The following is a 20588-nucleotide window of genomic DNA, read 5'->3' on the forward strand; positions in this document are numbered from 1 at the left end:
TGCCCCCCTCGATTGCTGCAAATCTGTCACATCGAGATCAAAAACCGCATTGAAATTAAAGACATGACCATCAACGTCGTCGCCTTATCTTTATTCAAAGCTCTTGCTGATCTCCACATGGGCAGCAAGGATGCATTGCTCTACCTGGCAGCCGGCTAGCCCCGCTCTGCCACACTCCAAGTCCCTCCTGTATCCAACCTTCCCATGAAATCACAGCCCGTTTCCCGCCGCTCCTTCCTCGGCACCGCAGTCGCCGCCGCCACCGGCTTCACGCTTCCTCGTTTTGCTTCCGCCGTTGAGAAGCCGAACTCTGTCTTCAACGGCGTGCGCATCGGCTGCATCACCTACAGCTACCGCAGCATGGCGAAGACCGCCGAGGAAACGCTCAAGGCGCTGGTCGAGGACGGCCTCAGCGAGACCGAGCTCATGGGCGGACCGACCCAGCTTTACGCAGGCCTCAAAGGCGGCAAGATCACCGATGCCGAGCGTGAGCTGCAGCTCGCCAAGTGCGCCGAGATGCGGAAAATGTACAACGACGCAGGCGTGAACATCCACATCCACAAGATGGGCTTCGGTCAGTCGGACGAGGAGATCGAGTTCAACTTCCTCGTGGCCAAGGCCCTCGGCTGCGCCGCCGTGACCACGGAGCGCAACGCCATCCTCGCCGCGCGCGTCGCCCCGTTTGCGGACAAGCACAAGATCTGGGTCGGCTTTCACAACCACACCAACAACCTGCCGGAGATGGACAAGTTCGACTCCATCCTGGACCTCGGCCAGTACATCGGTTTCAACCTCGACATCGGCCACTACGTCGCCGGCACTCAGGGCAAGTCGCCCATCCCCGTGCTGGAGAAGTACCACGACCGCATCACCAACCTGCACCTCAAGGACCGCACCGCCGACGGCGGCAATGTCCCCTGGGGCACGGGCCAGACCCCGATCAAGGAAGTGCTGCAGCTCATGAAAAAAGAGAAATGGACCTTCCCTGCTGAGATCGAGCTGGAATACAAGATCCCCGAAGGCTCTGACGCCATCGCTGAGGTGAAGAAGTGCGTGCAGTATTGCAAAGAGGCGCTGGCGTAAGCAAGCCTTGATCCTATCAGCAAGTCACGGCCTCGGAGTCGCTTGATGCGGCTCCGAGGCCTGTTGTTTTGGAGAACGCCGAAAGGTGCAGGGCGGCGAGACGCTCGGTCACGGAATCTTGAGCAACTCCTGCTCCGTCCAGGAATCGGTGCGTCGCGCTTCCTTTTCACGGACCGCTTTGAGAAAGTCCGGTGAGATGGGATCCGAACCGTGCTCCCACTCACGCCGGAGATAAGTGAGAATGGCCGCCAGAGGTTCATCGCCCAAAGCGCCCAGCGGAGGCATGTCGAGCTGGTAACGCCTCTTTTTGACCGTGATGTAGCCGCGCACACCGTGGAGGACAATGCGGCTGAGCCGTTCGGGCGAGCCATTGACCCATTCGGAATCAATCAGCGGTGGGGCGATGCCATCGAGGCCTGAACCACTTGGCTGATGGCAGCCAGCACAGATGCCGGAGTACAGCGCCTTGCCCATCTCAAAACGGCTCTGCTCATCTGCCGTTAGCGGGCGCGGCGGCTTGAACCCTGCGGGCGCAGGCTTGCCCGGCCAAGAAAGCATGTCCGCCACTTTTTCGGTGCCTGGAGTGTCGAGAAAAGCAGGCTTGGCTTCGAGCTTTACTTTCCGGCGTGTGAAGTCCGCCGCATTGGCGGTGAAGCCGGCGAGCAGCGTCTTGCGAGGCGTGGCCCCGGCCTTTTCCGCGAGTGCCAGCAACCGTGAGACACGGGCTGGATTGCGTTCGCTGGCCACACAGCCCGCCAGGCTTGGGATCAGAGCCTTGCCGCTTCCAGTGGCAAGGCAATGCTCCAGCAGCTCCAGCTCGCGGCCATTGACCCCGCTGAGGATGGCTTCGGTCAGATAAGGGTGATCCGGCACGCGGCTGGCCATCGCAGCCATGGCCAGATCGGCCGCCGGGTCCTGGCACTCGCCAAGCGTCAGCGCGATCTGAGTCTGCACCTGCGAATCCGGTTCGGTGGCGGATAGGGCGATGAGACTGGTCACCGCAGCGGCGCGCCCTTTCCCGGCCAGGAACACTTCAGCGATGCGCACGGCACTGTTGCGCACGCGGGCATCGACGTCAGCGAGCGCTGCCTCGATAACCGGCCAGGTGGTCTTGCCCATGCCATCGAGCGTCCACAAGGCATGCATGCGGCCGAGCGCGACATCGCCGCGCGTGAGAGCTTCCAGTGCGGACACAACCCCTGCATCCGCACGCTCAACAAGCAGGCGCTGGGCGGTTTCCCGGTGCCAGGAATTGGCATGCGCGAGGATGGGGACGAGCTCTGCATTGCCAAGCTTCGCCAGATTGGCTGCAGGACGTGTCCTAGCATTTTCAGGAACGATGCGCCAGATACGTCCCAGGCCGCGTGGATTCACCAGATCGTGCTCCTGGATATACTTTTCCAGATAGGGACTGAGGGAGATGCGGTGCTGGATGATGCCCCGGTAGAAGTCGATGACGTAAAGCGCTCCATCGGGTCCCGTGGTCATGCTCACAGGACGGAAGCGTTCATCCGTGGACGCGAGAAACTCACGCTTCTCGTAGGCCTCACGCGCCACGAGCTTCCCTTTCTCAAGGGTCATGATGTCCCGCTTCACCAGATGCAGGGCCGGCTCGCAGGCGAAGGCATTGCCCAGGGCATCTGCGGGGAAAAGATCGCCCCGGTAAATCCAGGGTGAGCACGCTGCGGTAAAGTTCTTCAGTTTGTGACCCGCCATGTTCTCAGGAATGTAGGCGCGGTTCGTGCCGGGGGTCACACGGATGGGCCACACGGCCTGGTTCACCGGCGGGTTGATGCGGCCTCCTGACTTCTCATAGTGCGGATTGCGCAGACGGTAATGGGAGGGCCACATGTCGCCCTGCAAGTGGCCCGAGTTGAAGTTGTAATAGAGACGGCCAAAGTCATCCTGACTGAGTCCATATTGACCGCGCATGGACGAGAGGCTGCGTTCGAAAGTGCCCGCGCCACGCCAGCGAAAACGTGCCGCGTATTCCGCAAAGTAGATCCAGTTGTCCAGCGCCCAAAGCGGCGAGTTCGCGCCATGTTCCGGGTTCGCCAGTTCGGGGCGGCCAGGGATGGTTTGTGCGCCAGCATCCTTCGCCACCTCGATCTTCTCATCCGCCTTGCCATCGCCATTCTTGTCCGGGCAATACCACAGCATCGGTGGCGCGCCCACCAGCGCGCCTTCGCCAATCGGCAGGACCGTTCGGGGCATGATGAGCTGATCGAGGAAGACCTTGCTTTGATCGAAGCGCCCGTCGCCATCGGTGTCCTTGAGAATCACGATCCGGCCCACCGGCTCATCCTCACGATTGCCCTGAATATCCGGCATGTACCCGAGCATCTCCACCACCCAGAGCCGCCCATCCGGACCAAACTGCGCAAAGATCGGATCCCCCACCAGCGGCTCACAGGCTGCCAGTTCCACCCGGTAGCCCGGTGCCACCTGGAAGGTTTTCAATTCCTCATCCGCAGACAAAGCCCGCGTAGGCGGAACAAGCTCCGCCGGCACCAGCGAGGGCGGCACATTCGCCATTGCGTCCCCATTTTGGGCGCAGACCGATGAGACAAAAAACAAGAAAGGCAGAGCGAGGATCCGGGAGAGAGGGGCACGTGTGAAATTCATGGGTGACTGCGAACGAGGCTACCATTGCCATACGGCCATACACCCTGCGATCTTCAGCATCATAAGCCAATCGCAGCATTCTAAGGGAGCGCGGGCACTCCCCTCGATCACCGCCTTCCGCGGACCTATCCCAAGCTCTTGCAGATCTCCGCATGCGCCGCCGCCACTGCCGGCGCATGCTTTCTCATCTTGGCATAGCGCACGGCAAAACTCCCCGGCTCCTCAGAGCCCAGGAGAAGATGCTTGGCATCCGCCACCAGTGCATCCATGCGCTCCTTGGTGACCGGCGGCTTCTCCTCCATCGCCTCGTCCATCATCACCACCAGCTGCGAAAGCTGCCTCAGCCACGCAAACCGCTCATGCTCCATGAGCAGCTTCAGAAACTCCATCGGCGACCGGATCTCATTTCCCTCTGCTTCATAGGCCGCACGTTCGGCATTCATGAGCAGCTTGTGGAGAGCGAGGAGATGATTGCGCAGAGTTGGCAGAGGATGGTCGTTCATGAGCGTTTCATACTGCAAGATGGCTACGCCTGCCAGAAACGAAAAAGCGCGGACTTTCGTCCGCGCTTTCGAAGGTCTCTGAGAACGCGTCGTCTTACTGATGATACTCCTGCAGCGCCCGCACCTGCACCTCGCTCTGCTGCAATGACTTGATCGCCCGCAGCGCCGCATCAGCACCACGCAGCGTCGTCATGATCGGAATGCGATTCTGCATGGAGGCGGTGCGGATCTTGATCTCATCCTCGCGCGGATTCTTGCCGCTCGGCGTATTGATCACCAGCGCCATGTCCTTGTTCTTCATCAGGTCAATGACATTCGGGCGCTGGCCGCTGGCCAGTTTGGGAAGGATGTTCACTGCAATGCCAGCCTCTTTGATCACACCACCGGTGCCGCTGGTGGCGTAGATGGTGAAGCCGAGATCGGCGTAGCCTTTGGCGATGCGGACCACGTTGGGGCGGTCGGCCTCTTTGACGCTGATGAAGACATTGCCCTTCGTCGGCAGGGTGCCGCCGGCGGCCATCTGGCTCTTGGCAAAGGCCATGCCGAGGTCGTCGTCGATGCCCATGACTTCGCCGGTGCTCTTCATTTCAGGACCCAGGATGATGTCCACGCCCAGGAACTTGCTGAAGGGGAACACGGCCTCCTTCACGCTGTGGTGCTTCGGCGTCACCTCCTCAGTGAAACCAAGCTCCTTCAGCGTCTTGCCTGCCATGATCTTGGCGGCCAGCTTCGGCAGCGGCACGCCGATGGCCTTGCTGACAAACGGCGCGGTGCGTGAGGCACGCGGATTCACTTCGATGACATACAGATCATCGCCCTTCACGGCGAGCTGCATGTTCATCAGGCCGCGCACGCCCAGGGCTTTGGCCAGCTTCTTCGCGGCATCACGAATGCGGTCCTGCATGGCCGCGCTGAGGCTGAAGGGAGGGATGACGCAGGCGCTGTCGCCGGAGTGGATGCCGGCCTCTTCGATGTGCTCCATGATGGCACCGATGACGGTGGTTTCGCCGTCGCTGATGCAATCAACATCCACCTCCGTGGCGTCTTCGAGGAAGCGGTCCACCAGCACGGGGCGGTCCGGCGTGGCTTCCACGGCGTTCTTCATGTAGTGGGTCAGCTCGGCATCGCTATAAACGATCTGCATGGCGCGGCCGCCGAGCACGAAGCTCGGGCGCACAAGGCTCGGGTAACCGATCTTCGCCGTGATGGCCAGCGCCTCCTCCAGCGAGGTGGCGGTGCCGCTCGGGGCCTGGTGCAATCCGAGATCGTCGAGCAGCTTGGCGAACATCTTGCGGTCTTCCGCCAGCTCAATGTTCTTCGGCGAGGTGCCGATGATTCGCACGCCGTTTTCTTCCAGGCCTTTGGCAAGGTTCAGCGGTGTCTGCCCACCGAACTGGACGATGACGCCGAGCACCTGGTCGTTGCGGTTTTCGCGCTCGTAGATGTTCAACACGTCTTCCAGCGTGAGAGGCTCGAAGTAGAGCTTGTCGGAGGTGTCGTAGTCGGTGGAGACGGTCTCGGGATTCGAGTTCACCATGATCGTCTCATAGCCCAGCTCACGCAGTGCGAAGCTGGCATGCACGCAGCAGTAGTCGAACTCGATGCCCTGCCCGATGCGGTTCGGGCCACCACCCAGAATCATGACCTTCTTCTTGTCATTGTCCCGCACCTCGTCCTCGACGCCATAGGTGCTGTAGTAGTAGGGCGTATACGCCTCGAACTCGGCCGCGCAGGTGTCCACAAGGCGGTAGGTGGGGGTAATGCCGTACTTTTTGCGGCCACTGCGAATGTAGCTTTCCTCCACGCCAAAGGCCTTGGCAATCTGCTTGTCAGAGAAGCCCTTGCGCTTCCAGTTACGCATCGCCGCGCTGAGCACCTGTGCCTTGCGTTCCTCCGTGCGCTCGGCCTCGGGAATGGCGTTGATGAGCGCCTCGCCGGATTGGCTAGGAATGGCCAGGCTCTCCTTCACAATCTCCTCAATCTGTCTCAGGAACCAGCGGTCAATCTTCGTCAGCTCAAAGACCTTGTCCACGCTCCAGCCTTTCGCAAAAGCCTGGCCGAGGAAGAAGATGCGCTCCGCGTTCGGCACCGTGAGCTTGGAGGTCAGCGTCTCGTCATCCACCTCCTTGTCGGCACCGTCGCCGATGAGGCCGAAGCGTTTGATCTCCAAACTGCGCAGGGCCTTCTGCAGGGACTCCTTGAACGTGCGGCCGATGGCCATGGCCTCGCCTACAGACTTCATCTGCGTGGTAAGAGTCTCATTGGCACCCGGGAACTTCTCAAACGTGAACCGCGGCACCTTGGTGACGACATAGTCGATGGACGGCTCAAACGAAGCCGGCGTCTCGCGGGTGATGTCGTTTTTCAGTTCGTCCAGCGTGTAGCCCACGGCCAGCTTGGCGGCGATCTTGGCGATGGGGAAGCCGGTGGCCTTGGAGGCCAACGCTGAGCTGCGGCTCACGCGCGGATTCATCTCAATGACGATCATGCGGCCCGTGTCCGGATGGATGGCGAACTGGATGTTTGAGCCCCCGGTTTCCACGCCGATCTCGCGGATGCAGGCAAACGAGAAGTCACGCATGATCTGGTACTCGCGGTCCGTCAGCGTCTGGATGGGTGCCACGGTGATGGAGTCACCCGTGTGCACGCCCATGGGGTCCAAGTTTTCGATGGAGCAGATGATCACGCAGTTGTCCGCCTTGTCGCGCATGACCTCCATTTCGAACTCCTTCCAGCCGAGAAGCGATTCCTCGATGAGTACTTCTGTCACAGGGGAGAGATCCAGACCGCTGGCAGTGATGGTTTCAAATTCTTCCTTGTTGTAAGCGATGCCGCCGCCTGTGCCACCCAGCGTGTAAGCAGGGCGGATGATGAGCGGCATGGTGCCGATCTGCTCGGCAATCGCACGGGCCTCTTCAATCGTATGGGCCACACCGGACTGCGGCAGGTCGAGGCCGATCTTCAGCATGGCGTTCTTGAAGAGCAGGCGGTCCTCCCCTTTTTCGATGGCGTCCGGCTTCGCGCCGATCATGCGCACGCCGTGTTTCTCCAAGGTGCCTGCACGGTGCAGGGACATGGCGCAGTTCAGCGCGGTCTGGCCACCCAGCGTGGGAAGCAGCACATCCGGCTTTTCCTTGATGATGATCTTCTCCACCATCTCGGGCGTGATCGGCTCGATGTAGGTGCGGAAGGCGAACTCCGGATCCGTCATGATCGTGGCGGGGTTCGAATTGATCAGCACCACCTCGTAGCCTTCCTCGCGCAGGGCCTTGCAGGCCTGGACGCCGGAATAGTCAAATTCACAGCCCTGGCCGATGACGATGGGGCCGGAACCGATGACGAGGATGCGATGGATGGTGGTGTCTTTGGGCATGGGGGAGGAGAAAAAATGACGAAATCCGGGTGCGGACTCCGAGTGTCGGAGATTTGGCGGGGTGTGAAAGCGTATGATTTGGGCGCTTTCGGAGCCTGGAGGAGAGGTCACAGCATCCTAATGCTGCGCCACGCGGGGCCGGAAAGCGCGGCATCTTGCACAGTCGATGCGGTGCGTCAAACGCAGGGGTGGAAAAGACGCGAAATAGCGGCCCCGAAGCGGGCTAAAAGCGCCTGTTTGGCACCCTCTGGCTCAATTCACCGATATTTTGACTCCGATGTTCTTGTAGGCGTCGGTCATTTCCTTTGCGATTTGTGAATAACTCCGTCCATCGAGGAGAAGATCGAGGTGCTTGAAGGGAGCGGTCTCGGGCTTCATGTCTGGCGGTGGAAAGCTGGTGGGGTAGCTGAAGCGGCCGTCCGGGAAGTGCTTGACCCGCGGATCCTTGAAAAAGGTGCGCAGAGCCTCGGTTTCGCCATAGACCGCGTCCATGAATTTGATGAAACGCGTGCCTTTTTTGTCGCCGTCCAGATGGCAGAAAAAGTACACCGCCAGCACAGAGCGGAAGTAAAGCTCCCCCATCTTCCGGTTGGTCGTGTTGGCAATGCCTGACCAGGTGCTGCGGTTCATCGTCAGGTGCTCTTCCAGATTGCCGATCTCGATGGCGTAGTCGCGCTTTTGCATCTCCTGGATGTGATCTTTCAGGCCCTTCTGGTGTGCGTCGGCGCGAAACTTGCCCGCATTGTAGGGCAGCATTTCCGTGTACTCCGCCGTGCCTTCGATGACCCACACGGGGAGGAAGGTGAGATAGGCGTCCATCACCTGATGGGTGATCTCATGGATCAGCGTGCCGCCGTCGTAGTTCTCATCCTTGGCGTAAGTCTTGCCCAGAAGCTTGAGGCCGATGCTTGGAAACGGCACGCGGAAGATCTTGTCCCCGCTCATGTACACGCCGCCTGAATTTTCAGGCCCGCCGGCGGCGATGTAGTCCTTCCGCGTCTCAAACAGCTCCGCCTTGTAGCGCTCAAAACCCTCCGGTGGCTGGCATACCACGCCCCAGGGCAGGGAGGAGACGAGTGTCTTGGTGGCTTCAAACGTCCGCGCCACCTCCTTCATCACAAGACCGGAGAGCTTGGCCTGGGAGGTGAATTCAAAACCCTCGGAGCGGTAAACGCAGTTCCGTGCCGCCACATTTTCCTCAACCACCTGAATTTCAATGGATTTGGTGGGGACCACCACATTTTCAGGCCAGGTGCGTTTCTCGATGGGAAGCCGGCTCGAGCTGGGAGCCATGACGGCAGGAGTGGCCCCCTGGGCGGTGGTTGGGGCAGGCGCGGTGGCTGCGCTCTGGCTCTTCACAAAGGCCTGATCCTCGGCGCACAGGCGGGAAAGCGCGAGCTGGTGCTCTTTGCCATCCGCCATTTTCAGGATGACGCTGTCTGCAGTAGCACTGACCAAGGCCGCCTGAATGATCCGGCCCTGCACATCTTTCCAGGGCCGTAAAACACCTTCCCCCGCATCTGCCTGCTCACTAAGCACAATCGTGCAGGCCATCATCAGAAAGATCCGGGAAGGGCGGAAGTTCATGCCTGATTTATACAATGACGGATGTTGATCACGCAAATGCTTCCTGTTTGAAAGCACGGAAAGGGTGCCATGGTACCCGGCCACGGGCGATAGCGCCCACCGCTGCCCCCTTCTTTTTCAATTTGTTATCTCATGTGCGGCTTTCTCGGATGGTTCCGTCTGCCAGACACGCCGTGGCGTGAGGAAGAGCGCGCCCTGCGGAGGCAGTCCCTTCAGATGATCCTGCATCGCGGCCCGGATGACCGCTCTGAAGCTGAAGGTGAAAGCTGGTGGATGGGCTTTCAGCGGCTCTCGATCCTGGATCTCAGCGACCACGGCCGTCAGCCCATGTCCCTGGGGGGCGGGAGGTTCACCCTCACCTTCAACGGAGAGATCTATAACTTCCGCGAACTGCGCCAGGGGCTCGGAGATGTGCACCTGCCATCCTCGGGAGACACTGCGGTGCTGGGAGCCCTGCTGGAGCGTGCACCGGTCGAAAAGGTGCTGGCCGAGCTGCGCGGCATGTTTGCTCTCGCGTGGCGGGACGCAGAGACCGGCTCCGTGGTGCTGGCACGCGATCACTTTGGCATCAAGCCCCTGTATTACTGCCTGAGCAGCACCGGTGAGCTGGTTTACGGCTCAGAGCTCCGCGCCGTGCGGAGGCTGGGAGGCGGGGAGCAGATCTCCCGCCTGGCCCTGACACAATACTTCCAGCGGGGTGCGGTGCAGAGCCCGGAAACCATGTTTGAAGACATGCACTGCCTGCCGCCGGGGCACCTCCTCCTGTGGCGGGCGGGCCGGATCGAAATCAGGCGCTGGTTTCAGCCGGCCTGGCCCGGACGCGAGGCCTGGGTGCATGATGTGGCAGAGCAGCGGCGCATGGTGCGCAGCGGCGTGCTGGCCAGCGTGAAGGCCCATCTGGTCTCTGATGTGCCGGTGGGTGTGTTTCTGAGCGGCGGGCTGGACTCCAGCCTTCTGGTGGCCTGCATGCGCGAGGCCGGCCAGCGGCACATCAAGGCATTCTCCATTGGCTATGAAGAAAACGCCGGGGTGCCGGACGAAACCGACGCTGCACGGCGCACGGCTGAGTATCTGGGCTGTGAGTTCGTACGCGAGCGGCTGACGGCAGCAGCGCTGGAGTCCCGCCTGGACAGCTATCTGGACCAGATGGATCAGCCGACAGGAGACGCGCTCAATACCTGGCTGGTCTCGCGGCTGGCCTCAGCCGAGGTCAAGGTGGCGCTCAGCGGGCTGGGGGCCGACGAGTGGTGGGCCGGGTACAATTACCACCGTCTCATCTCTGTGGCTGCCCGGTCACCGCTGCTAGCGGCCGGTGGCATCATCCGGGGCCTGGATTCCATGCTGCCGCAGGGCGTGCGCGGCCACAGGGCCTGGAAGCTGCTTTTTTACGCCCTGGGTGGTGCAGGACGCAACGTGCGCGAATGGCAGTCCTTTGGCCGCACCATCATGCCGCCAGGTCAGGTGGCACGACTGCTGCAGGGAGATTTCGAGATGCCTGCCCCTGCGGAGCTCGAGCCTCAGTCAAAGGATCCGTGGCTGCATGAGCTCCTCCTGCGTGAAACCGAGACCTATCTGGCCAACACCCTGCTGCGGGACAATGACGTGATGAGCATGGCTCACTCGCTGGAACTGCGCGTCCCCCTTGTGGACAGGGAGGTTTTCGCGCTCGCCGGACGGCTGCCCCCGGACGCCAAGCTGGACGCACTGGGGGGCAAACGCGTGCTGCGGGAGGCCTTCCGCAGCCTGCTGCCCCCGCAGATCTACGATGACCGCCAGAAGAAAACTTTCACCCTCCCACTGATGAAGTGGATGCGGCTGCCCAAATGGCAGGAGCGCATCCGCGACACGCTGGATTCCCGGCGCTGCCGAGACCGCGGCTGGGTAAACGAGACGCAGAAGAGGGAAATATGTGAAAAATACTTCAGCAGCAGCCTCGAGTCCACGGCCGCATGGCCGTTGAGTCAGCGCGTTTGGATGCTATACGTGCTCGAGGAATGGGCGCGACGAAACTACGACGAAACGAGGAACCACCGATGACCACGGGGGTTTTGCAGGTGTTTAACCGCTACCTTTCCCCTGGTGGAGAAGAGATGAGTGTGGAGCGCATCTTCCAGCATCTCAGTGCCCGGCACGATATGTCCCGGTGCTTCTTCGACAGCGCCGAGTGGAAAAACGCGGACGCGCCTGGAGCCGCAGGTCAGCTGAAGCGGCTCTTTTACAATAAAGAGTCGCGTGCACGCTTCGAGGCCGCGCTGGATGCCAGCGGAGCCAGCGCCGCCTTGTTTCACAACATCTTCCCCGTTGGGTCCCCTTCCCTGTACCATGCCGCTCTGCAGCGCCGCCTCCCCGTGGTGCAGTACCTGCACAATTACCGGCCGTTTTCAGTCGGCGGCACACTGCATGCAGACGGCAGGCTGGTGCAGGACGCGATCTACGGCAGCTACTGGAAGGAAGTCCTCGCAGGCGCATGGCAGGGCTCGGTGGTAAAAAGCGCCGTCTTCGCAGTCATGCTCAAGGCCCTGCACCGCAGCGGCTGGCTGCAAAGCGTGAAGGCATGGATCGCCATTTCGGATTTCATGCGGCAGAAACTGGTCAGCGCCGGAGCCCTGCCGGAGGCGCGTGTCCATACCCTGCGCCACGCCTGGGATGCCATGCCCCATCCCCCTGCCGTGGAGGATGCGGGCTATTACCTTTTCATGGGTCGTCTGGTGGACAACAAGGGGGTCGTTCCGCTCCTCGATGCCTGGGATGCCCTGCGTGCGCAGCTCGGCAAGAAGACCCCTCCGCTGCACATCGCAGGCGAGGGCCCGCTCAGCGATGCCGTGCAGCAGCGTATCCGCACCAACCCCTACATCGGCCAGCTCGGCCACACCGGCGGGGAGACCAAGCGCGAGGCGCTGCGGCGCTGCCGGGCCGTGATCGTGCCCTCCACATGGTGGGAACCCCTGGGCCTCGTCGTCTATGAGGCCTATGATTACAGCAAGCCCGTGCTCGCCGCAAAGTCCGGCGGTCTGAGTGAGACCGTCCGGCACGATGTCACCGGACTGCTGCATGAGCCGGGTGATGTCCAGGGCATCGTCCATGATGTGCTGGCCATGGAAGCCACCCCTGCCACAGCTCGCCTCGTCATGGGCAGCGCGGGACGGCAATGGCTGCTGCGAGAGACCAGCCCTCGAGCCTGGCTGAACCGCTTCGAGGAAATTTTGGCTGGAGCCCTCGCAGCCTAGACCGCCATGCGGTGCAGCCGGAAAGCCGCCCTCATGCGGCATAGCCCGCAGGAACCAGCTTACTGCATGATCGTCACCCGTGCGCCCATCGGGGCATGCTGGAAGATCGTCTCGGCCATGTTCATCGGCAGGCGGATGCAGCCATGCGACGCCGGGGAACCAGGATGAGGAATCGCCCCCGCATGCAAGCCCACTCCGTAGCCGGTAATACGCATCCAGTAGGGCATCTTCGCACCCACGAAATGGCAGCCTGGCGGTATGCTTGACACGCCCGCAGTGGCGTTGCTGTTCACCACATCGCCATTGCTGTCCACGATCATGCCATAGCGATTGGAGCGCTTGTTCACAATTTTTTCCATGATGTGGAAGGTTCCGGTCGGAGAAGCGAAGCCGCTGCGCCCGGTGGCGACGTAGGTCCACCCCACATTTTCACCGCCTTTGAAAAGATACGCCTTCTGCTCGCTGAGGTCGATGTTCACACTCAGCGGGCCTGGCTTGCTGCTGCCATTCCACACATACATCACCGGCTGCGAGGCAAGCGCTGGCATGATCATCATGGGACGCCGAACCATTTCCGTGCGCGACGAGAACAAGGGCAACTCTGGCAAAGAGCACTGCGACAGCAGCAGTGCACTGGCGATGGAAATGAAAAGGCGTGTGGCTTTCATAGCAGGCACAATTTTATGAGCACGTACTGCGCCCGTGCAACCTGCCAGCCTGAAGTTACAGCCAGTTTAAATTTCACTGGTTTCGCTGATTCCAGTAAATCTTAACATTCTTGCTGCGACGACCTGCTCCGATGATTTCCAAGTCATGATCTCCATCCAGATCTGCACAAACGGCATCTTCACAGGCCATGCCGCCATCGTCGATGAAGGCTTCCTGCCAGCCGTTGCCATCCTCTTTCGTCGTCCAGAACAGCTTCACCGCCACCTTGCCAATCTTCTGCTGCGCACGCCAGCCCACCACGATCTGGCGGTTGTTCAGGCCCAGCAGGTCATGCGTGGCGATGGCATGCCCATCGACGAGCTGATCACTGAGCACATGGCGCTGCCACTCACCGTTTTTGGGCCCTTCCGGCTTCGGGGTGTAAATCACCAGCTTGTCTCCGTGCATCGGCTCAATCGTCGTCACATACGGCTGCCCGCCGGCAAACGCACCGTAGCGCACCTCACCCGCGCCCAGCAGTTCGGTGGAGTCTTTGGGGTGCTTGGTTATCCAGTGCTCCTTCCAGCCGTTGTCGGTCGGGTCCAGCCGCACCACGCCTTCACGTCCGGCCAGCAGCAGGCTTTCCGCTTCCGTGCCCGGCGCCGGAATGATGTCGAGGTTATGCGTCTTGTGCATCGTCCCCTGCACCAGCGTGGTGTTCCACTCCTTGCGCGGATCCTCCGGCATGTGGTAGGCCAGCACACGCACCCCCTCTCCCTCTCCGTTTTTGTCATTGCCACGGCCATGCAGCGGCACCACCACGAGGTCATAACGTCCGCCCCGGTTGCGCACCCACTTCATGCGGTGCGTCGTCGGCTCGTGCGTCAGCCGCACCGGCTCCCATTTCTGAGTGCGGTCCTTTGGCGGGATCAGATAAAACACGGCTCCGCTTCCCACGGTGTCTCCCGGATTCCACTCCGCCCCCACGGCGATCTCGCACTTGCCGTCGCCATTGATGTCACGCGCTGCGATGCACACATGGTCTTTCTCCGTCAGTTGCTCGGCGATGATGTGCTTCTTCCATGTTGGGTTTTCGTACCAGACGATCACCTTGCTGTCCGCCAGCAGGATGTCCGTGCGTCCGTCACCGTTCACATCCGCCACAGCCAGACCGTAGCCGACCCCCACAGCATCGTCGATCTGCTGCTCTTTGAAATTCGGAGTCTGCGCCTGAGCGGCTGCGGCGAGGAGAAAGGCAAGTAGCAACGTTTTGTTCATGATCACCCAGCCTAGACGTAAACGCTGGAGGGAATCAATCTCACAAACTCACACCTCCTCGACTTTCCGCCGCCAGCGCATCCCCAGTGCCACGCTCCACTGATACTTCCGCGCGTGCTCGCGGATCAGAAACGGCATGTCCACCGTCTTGCTGAGGTCGAAGTGCGGCTCCAGCAAAGACGTCAGCCACTCGCGCGTCGAGCCCTGCGGCCAGTTGCCGCGCGGCGTGAATTCTTCCAGCCAGGTGCACGGCGTGGTCAGCAGGAGCTGCCCACCCGGACGCACCAGCTGGGGCAGGCGCTCGATGAGCTTCAGCGGGTCGGTAAGCCGGCAGAGCAGATTGGCCGCATGCACGATGTCGTAATCGCCAAGATCGCTGCGCAGGTTCATGGCGTCGCCTTGTTCAAAGCGCACACGGTCGCGCCGCAGATTTTCCGGCACGCGTGCCACGAGCGCCGTCCTGGCGCTGCCTTCGTCCACACGCTCGTAAGGCATGCGGCCTTCACGTGCCAGCGTCGCAGCAGCATCCACAAAGCTTTGCGAATAATCAATGCCCAGCACGCTGACACCAAAATTCGCCAGCTCGAAGCTCGACCTCCCGACCGCGCAGCCGAGATCCAGAGCCACAGCCTCGCACGGTGTGCGCGGCAGGTCGATCAGCTCCATGACCGTGCGAACTGGGAAACCCAGCGCCTCACGCGGGCCGCTCTCCCAAGGCAACACCTCGGAGGGCTGGCCGTAGTGGAAGAGCAGATATTCGTCGAGCAGCCGACGCGTTTCGTAGATGTTCATCAGGATGGCTTATTCGGCGGCCAGAGCTTCCAGCAGATATTTCGAAGGCTGGAAATGCTCGTTCAGCACGGTGACCTTGCCATCGCGGAACATGCGCGTCTGCTTGATGTCAAAGTTCGGCGTCTTGTGCGGCGCGAAGAGGATGTCGTCATGCGTCGCATTCTGGTGCCGCTTGAACTGCGCGGGGGTGATGTGTCCGCCCAGATGATCGTCGCGCCCTGTGGCCAGATGGCAGGTGCCGAGCACCTTTTCATCCTGAATGTCGGCACCGGAAACCGGCAGCACTTGCGTGCCAAAACCCAGCTCGCCAAGCACACCGGTCATGGGATCATCCGCCAGCTTGGCGTTGTGCTCGTCGATGGTGCTCTGATTGCCGGCAATGAGCTCGGCCTTGATGATGCAGCCCTTGGTGACCGTGAGCTTGCCCAGTGTGCCATCTTCGTACTTCAGCGGGAAAGTACCCTCGGCGCCCGTCGGCACAAAGTACACCTCGCCAGCAGGCAGGTTGGCAATGTCCGGCGCATCTCCCTGGCAGAGTCCGTGGCTCTTCTGTGCCTCCTGCTGAGCAAGCTCAAGGCGCACCGTCATGTCGGGGCCGTTTTCCACCGTGAAATCAATTTCCACCGCGTCCGCACGCGTCATCGCTTTGCGCAGCTTTTCGGCATCCTTGCTCACGACTTCATAATCGACGGCAAGACCGGAGTTGAGGATGACATCATTCACCCCGTGCAGAGTCGCGCCGCGGAAGCCATACTGCTTGGCAAAGGCTGTCAGCGGAGCCGTGGCAGAGAAGGTTGAGATGCAGAGGATGATGTCGTAGCTGGGATAGATGTCTTTCTCCAAGCTCAGCTCCTTGCCGCTCATGTCTACGCAAAGGTCAGGCAGGTCCAGGTTGCTTCCGGTCGTCTGCTGGTAGGCAAACATCTCGCCGCCCTGCAGCGCCAGTTCTTCGGCCACGCCGTTTTTCAGCCCCTGGTAGAAGTGGTCATGCGCACGCTTCTGAATGGGGCGCGCAGGATTTTTCAGGAACGCGTAATCTTTGGCTTCGGCGAGATCCGGCAGGTCGATGAGGATGCAGATCTTGCGGCCAAAGGTGGGTTTGAAAACGGTACCAAGCAGGCGCGCGAGATCAAACTTGGGGAACTGACGCCCTTGGGCAGTGGTTTGGACGGTGGTCATGGGAGCAGCGATCATAGTCATGGGAGAGTGTCAGGCAAATACGCCCTGCATTTTCAGGCGGATTCACAGAACTGCTCACCGGCTTCATGAGATCTGGTCCCATAACAATTTGGCCACCATCGCAAATACCACCGCGATGAAGATGACCCGTATGAACGGCGCACCATGCCGGATGGCCATTCCAGCCCCCAGCCGCCCGCCGATGAGCTGTCCTGCAATCATCACAGCCGCGATTTCATAATGAACCCGCGCGTAGAAAACGAAGATGACCAGCGAGGCCATGTTGCTTGTGAGATTCACGACCTTGGTGAAGGCCGTGGCACGTGTCAGTTCCAGGCCCAGCAGTGAGATGCAGGCCAGCGCCCAGAAGGCTCCCGTGCCGGGGCCAAAGAAACCGTCATAAAATCCCAGCACGCCTCCCGCCAGGCAGGCAAAAGCACCGATTTTTAATCGTGCGTGCGCAGCTGTTTTTCCCAGCCCGGGGCTGAGCAGCACATACAACGCAATGCCGAGCAGCATCCATGGCACGATCATTTTCAGCACAGCGTTGCTGATCAGCGTCACCACCCACGCACCGGCCATGGCGGAAACAAAAGTGATCAGCGCCGTCAGCCGCACCTGCGGCCACGACACCAGACCCGCCTTGGCATACTTCCGCACCGCCATCAGGGTGCCCCAAACAGCCTGCATCTTATTCGTCCCCAGCGCCATCTGCGGCGGCAGCCCGGCCCACAGCAACGCAGGCAGCGAGATCAGCCCGCCACCGCCCGCAATCGCATCGATGAATCCACCGCTCAGCCCGGCGGCAAATAGAAGACAGATCGTCTCCCCGCTCATGACTTGCGGCCCAGGATGCGGTCCAGCGAATCCGAGGTCTGGTAGATCAGCGCCTCCGGATAATGGGCATACGGATGGAAGTATTCGAAGGTGAGAAAGCCCTCATAGCCGGTGTCAGCCAGCGCATCCGTCACCGCAGGCCAGTTGGTGGTGCCATCGAGAAGCGGGCGGAAGGTCTCCAGGCTGAAGTCGGTGCCCTTCTTGGTAAACTCCTTCAGGTGCACGTTCTTCGTGCGCTTGCCCAGCACCTTGGCCCAGTGCTCGGGAAACTGGAACATGCTGATGTTTCCGGTGTCAAAATGCACGCGCACATGCTCGCTGCCAAAGCTGTCCACAAAGGCGTTCATCTCCATCGGTGTCATGAGGTAGCCGTTGAAAAAGATGTTCTCAATGTTCAGGCAAACCTTCAGCTTCTCCGCCTGCTTCGCCAGCTGCCCCACGGCTTCGCGGGCGCGCTGGTCGCACACGTCATTCGCCACCGGCTCATGGTCCGTGCGCCACGGGATGTGCACCGCGCCTGGCACCACGAGCACGTTTTCCACACCGAGGTCGTGCGCGCATTGCGCGATCTTTCCCGCCAGCTCCATCCCCTGCGCGCGTTTGGCGGGGTCATTGCTCGTCAGCGGATAGGGCCAGAAAAGAAATGAGCACAGCCCACTGATCCGGATGCCGATCTCATCCGCCATCTTGCGAATTTTGACGTAGTCCGCCGTGCCGTGCTTCGGAGAGAGATCATTGTCGAGATCGTAGTTCAGCTCGATGCCGTCGAATCCCGCATCCTTCGCCAGTTGCATGCACTCCCGCAGCGTCATGCGCTCAGGATACGGAAAGGCCCAAAGGTTGATCGACTTCAGCATGTTGTATTTCTTCACCGCTCCCCGCCGCGCATCAGGCGCAGCCGCAGGTGCTGCACGCACCGGCTCAAAGGCAAGCGCCCCCAGCCCCACCGAGGCGATGGTGGCTTTCAGGGCGTCACGGCGGGAAAGAATGTCGGCAGGTGGATTCATGGTTTGATGCAATCAGAACCAGCAAACGAAGGCAAGAGGAAGAAACTCACCGCGTCTCGCAAGATCAGACGAGCAGGATGCGCTTGCCTTTGACTCCTGGATTTGGAGAATCGCCCTTCTCATGAAACTGCTCCTTCCTGTCTTTTTCGCCGCACTCACCCTTTCCGCCGCCGAGTCCGGCGCACCAGTCGGCAAGTTTCAGCAGCTCGACCCCTCCATCCCCACACCGTCCCCGCAGCGCAATGCCTCTGGCGCACCCGGCACCGCCTACTGGCAAAACCGCGCCGACTATGACATCAACGTCGAGCTCGACGATGTGAAACGCACCATCAAAGGAGAGGCGACTGTCACCTACCACAATCTCTCACCGGACCCGCTGACTTACCTCTGGGTGCAGCTGGATCAAAATTTCCTGTCTCACTCCGCAGACTCCCGCGCCGTGCCAAATATCAAGCGCGGCATTGACCCGTCCAAGATCACCTACTCCGCACTGGACCGCCTGCTGGCCTATGAAGACTACGACGGCGAAATGAAGATAAGCAAACTCACCGATGCCAAAGGCGGCGCGCTGCCGCATGCCGTGGTGAAAACCATGCTGCGCATCGACTTGAACGAACCGCTGGCCGCCGGAGCCGACTTTGTCTTCAAGATCGCCTGGAGCTACCCCATCAACGACTGCGAACGCATCAATGCGCGCACCGGCTACGAGTTCTTCAAAGAGGACGGCAACACCATCTACACCATCGCCCAGTGGTTCCCGCGCATGGCCGCCTACACCGACTATGCAGGCTGGATCAACAAGCAGTTCCTCGGCACCGGCGAGTTCACGCTCGAATTCGGCAACTACAAAGTCAGCCTGACCACACCGGACGACCACATCGTGGCCGCCACCGGAACCTTGCAGAATCCGGAGGCCGTCCTGACCAAGACGCAGCGCGACCGCCTCCTGCAGGCTGAAAAAGAAAAGCGCAAACCCGTCTTCATCGTCACGCCAGACGAGGCCAAAGCCGCCGAAAAGAGCAAGCCCAAGGGAAAAAAGACCTGGATCTTTCAGGCCGACAACGTCCGCGATTTTGCCTTCGCCTCCTCACGCAAATTCATCTGGGATGCCATGGCCGTGGAAGGCGCCAGCGTCAAAGGCAAGCCGGTGATGGCGATGTCCCTCTACCCCAAGGAAGGCATGCCATTGTGGGACAAATATTCCACGCACGCCATCGCACACACCATCCAGGTCTATTCACGCTACACCTTCGAGTACCCCTATCCAGTCGCGTGGTCGGTCAACGGCCCCATCGGCGGCATGGAGTACCCCATGATCTGCTTCAACGGCCCACGCCCCGAAAAAGACGGCACCTATCCCGAAAAAACCAAGTATGCTCTCATCGGCGTGGTCATCCATGAGGTCGGGCACAACTACTTCCCCATGATCGTGAACAGCGACGAGCGGCAGTGGACCTGGATGGACGAAGGCCTGAACTCTTTTGTCGAGTTCCTCACGGAGGAGGAATGGGAAAACGACTGGAAGCACCGCCGCAACGAGCGCGGCATGGTGGACTACATGCGCCTCAAGGACCGCGTGCCCGTGATGACGAATTCGGAATCCATCGCCGATCTCGGCCCCAATGCCTACGGCCAGCCCACCGTGGCCCTCAACATCCTGCGGGAGCACATCCTCGGCCGCGAGGCTTTTGATCACGCCTTCAAGACCTACGCCAAACGCTGGATGTTCAAGCGCCCCACCCCTTCCGATTTCTTCCGCACCATGGAGGAGGCCAGCGGTGTGGACCTGGACTGGTTCTGGCGCGGCTGGTTTTACAGCACCGACCACGTGGATGTCTCCATCGATGAAGTGAAATGGCTCCAGCTCGACTCACGCGATCCCGCCATCGAAAAACCAAAAAAGAAAAAGGAGGAGGATGAGCTGCCCAAAACCCTCACACGCGAGCGCAACTACTCGCTCTCCAAGCGCATTGACCGCTATCCTGAGCTCAAAGACTTCTACGACAGCTACGACAAGGCCACCGTGCTGCCGAGCGAGAAGAAAAAATTCGAGTCTCTCATCAAGGAGCTCAAGGAGGAAAAGATCGATCCCGCATTGCTGCAGACCAAGCACAACTTCTACCTCATCGAGTTCAGCAACGTCGGCGGCCTCGTCACGCCGGTCATCTTGAAAGTGGAGTACACCGATGGCAGCAGCGAGGAGCTCAGCCTCCCCGCTGAAATCTGGCGCTTCAACACTGAAAAAGCCGCCAAGCTCCTCTTCACCAAAAAGGAGCTGAAATCTGTCACCTTCGACCCCCGCCAGGAACTCGTGGACACCGACATCGAAAACAACCACTGGCCGCGCCGCCCTGTGAAGAGCAAGTTTCAGCTCTACAAGGACGACAAGCCCGTGAACCCCATGCGCGAACTGACCAAGCCGGAGAAGGAAGACGAAAAGAAATAAACG

The 20588-nt window shown here is 60.6% G+C and carries 14 protein-coding genes; 4 read left to right on the forward strand and 10 right to left on the reverse strand.

Annotation, left to right across the window (positions count from 1 at the left end):
- Positions 1 to 204: 204 nt before the first annotated feature.
- Positions 205 to 1083 (forward strand): sugar phosphate isomerase/epimerase family protein, encoded by an 879-nt coding sequence (locus ACZ5WW_RS10530; protein WP_377164406.1) that lies wholly within the window; start codon positions 205 to 207, stop codon positions 1081 to 1083.
- Positions 1084 to 1191: 108 nt separating this feature from the next.
- On the opposite strand, the gene ACZ5WW_RS10535 is transcribed toward ACZ5WW_RS10530, so the two are convergent.
- The 4 genes from ACZ5WW_RS10535 to ACZ5WW_RS10550 form a co-directional block, all read right to left on the reverse strand.
- The gene (locus tag ACZ5WW_RS10535; protein ID WP_377164404.1) at positions 1192 to 3708 is read right to left on the reverse strand and encodes a DUF7133 domain-containing protein; all 2517 of its coding nucleotides are present in this window, start codon (positions 3706 to 3708) and stop codon (positions 1192 to 1194) included.
- 125 nt (positions 3709 to 3833) lie between these two features.
- Positions 3834 to 4211: a hypothetical protein gene (locus ACZ5WW_RS10540; RefSeq protein WP_377164402.1), complete on the reverse strand. Its 378-nt coding sequence runs from the start codon at positions 4209 to 4211 to the stop codon at positions 3834 to 3836.
- A gap of 94 nt (positions 4212 to 4305) precedes the next feature.
- On the reverse strand, positions 4306 to 7584 hold the full coding sequence (gene carB / locus ACZ5WW_RS10545; RefSeq protein ID WP_377164400.1) for a carbamoyl-phosphate synthase large subunit: 3279 nt from the start codon (positions 7582 to 7584) through the stop codon (positions 4306 to 4308).
- A 252-nt stretch (positions 7585 to 7836) separates the two neighbouring features.
- Entirely contained in the window at positions 7837 to 9171 is a 1335-nt protein-coding gene (locus ACZ5WW_RS10550; RefSeq protein WP_377164398.1) for a hypothetical protein, read from the reverse strand.
- A gap of 132 nt (positions 9172 to 9303) precedes the next feature.
- Between ACZ5WW_RS10550 and asnB the strand changes: the two genes are divergently transcribed.
- Together asnB and ACZ5WW_RS10560 are read left to right on the forward strand one after the other, a co-directional pair.
- Entirely contained in the window at positions 9304 to 11208 is a 1905-nt protein-coding gene (asnB, locus tag ACZ5WW_RS10555; RefSeq protein WP_377164396.1) for an asparagine synthase (glutamine-hydrolyzing), read from the forward strand.
- On the forward strand, positions 11205 to 12398 hold the full coding sequence (locus ACZ5WW_RS10560) for a glycosyltransferase family 4 protein (RefSeq protein ID WP_464694241.1): 1194 nt from the start codon (positions 11205 to 11207) through the stop codon (positions 12396 to 12398). Before asnB ends, ACZ5WW_RS10560 begins: the two co-directional genes overlap by 4 nt.
- 59 nt (positions 12399 to 12457) lie before the next feature.
- Here the strand turns inward: ACZ5WW_RS10560 and ACZ5WW_RS10565 are convergent, their stop codons facing one another.
- The 6 genes from ACZ5WW_RS10565 to ACZ5WW_RS10590 all read right to left on the reverse strand — a co-directional run bounded on the left by ACZ5WW_RS10565 (position 12458) and on the right by ACZ5WW_RS10590 (position 18139).
- On the reverse strand, positions 12458 to 12946 hold the full coding sequence (locus tag ACZ5WW_RS10565; RefSeq protein WP_377164392.1) for a L,D-transpeptidase family protein: 489 nt from the start codon (positions 12944 to 12946) through the stop codon (positions 12458 to 12460).
- 193 nt (positions 12947 to 13139) lie between these two features.
- Complete coding sequence (locus ACZ5WW_RS10570) at positions 13140 to 14324, reverse strand: FG-GAP repeat domain-containing protein (protein WP_377164390.1); 1185 nt, start codon at positions 14322 to 14324, stop codon at positions 13140 to 13142.
- A 48-nt stretch (positions 14325 to 14372) separates the two neighbouring features.
- On the reverse strand, positions 14373 to 15116 hold the full coding sequence (locus ACZ5WW_RS10575) for a putative 4-mercaptohistidine N1-methyltransferase (RefSeq protein WP_377164388.1): 744 nt from the start codon (positions 15114 to 15116) through the stop codon (positions 14373 to 14375).
- 9 nt (positions 15117 to 15125) lie between these two features.
- Positions 15126 to 16295 (reverse strand): M29 family metallopeptidase, encoded by a 1170-nt coding sequence (locus tag ACZ5WW_RS10580; protein ID WP_377164386.1) that lies wholly within the window; start codon positions 16293 to 16295, stop codon positions 15126 to 15128.
- 84 nt (positions 16296 to 16379) lie between these two features.
- A complete protein-coding gene (locus ACZ5WW_RS10585; RefSeq protein ID WP_377164384.1) occupies positions 16380 to 17132 on the reverse strand; it encodes a TSUP family transporter in 753 nt (250 codons plus the stop codon).
- On the reverse strand, positions 17129 to 18139 hold the full coding sequence (locus ACZ5WW_RS10590) for a sugar phosphate isomerase/epimerase family protein (RefSeq protein ID WP_377164382.1): 1011 nt from the start codon (positions 18137 to 18139) through the stop codon (positions 17129 to 17131). Before ACZ5WW_RS10590 ends, ACZ5WW_RS10585 begins: the two co-directional genes overlap by 4 nt.
- A gap of 121 nt (positions 18140 to 18260) precedes the next feature.
- On the opposite strand from ACZ5WW_RS10590, the gene ACZ5WW_RS10595 reads away from it, so the two are divergent.
- Complete coding sequence (locus ACZ5WW_RS10595; protein ID WP_377164380.1) at positions 18261 to 20585, forward strand: M1 family metallopeptidase; 2325 nt, start codon at positions 18261 to 18263, stop codon at positions 20583 to 20585.
- The last annotated feature ends 3 nt before the right edge of the window (positions 20586 to 20588 follow it).

The organism is Prosthecobacter fluviatilis (assembly GCF_055388355.1).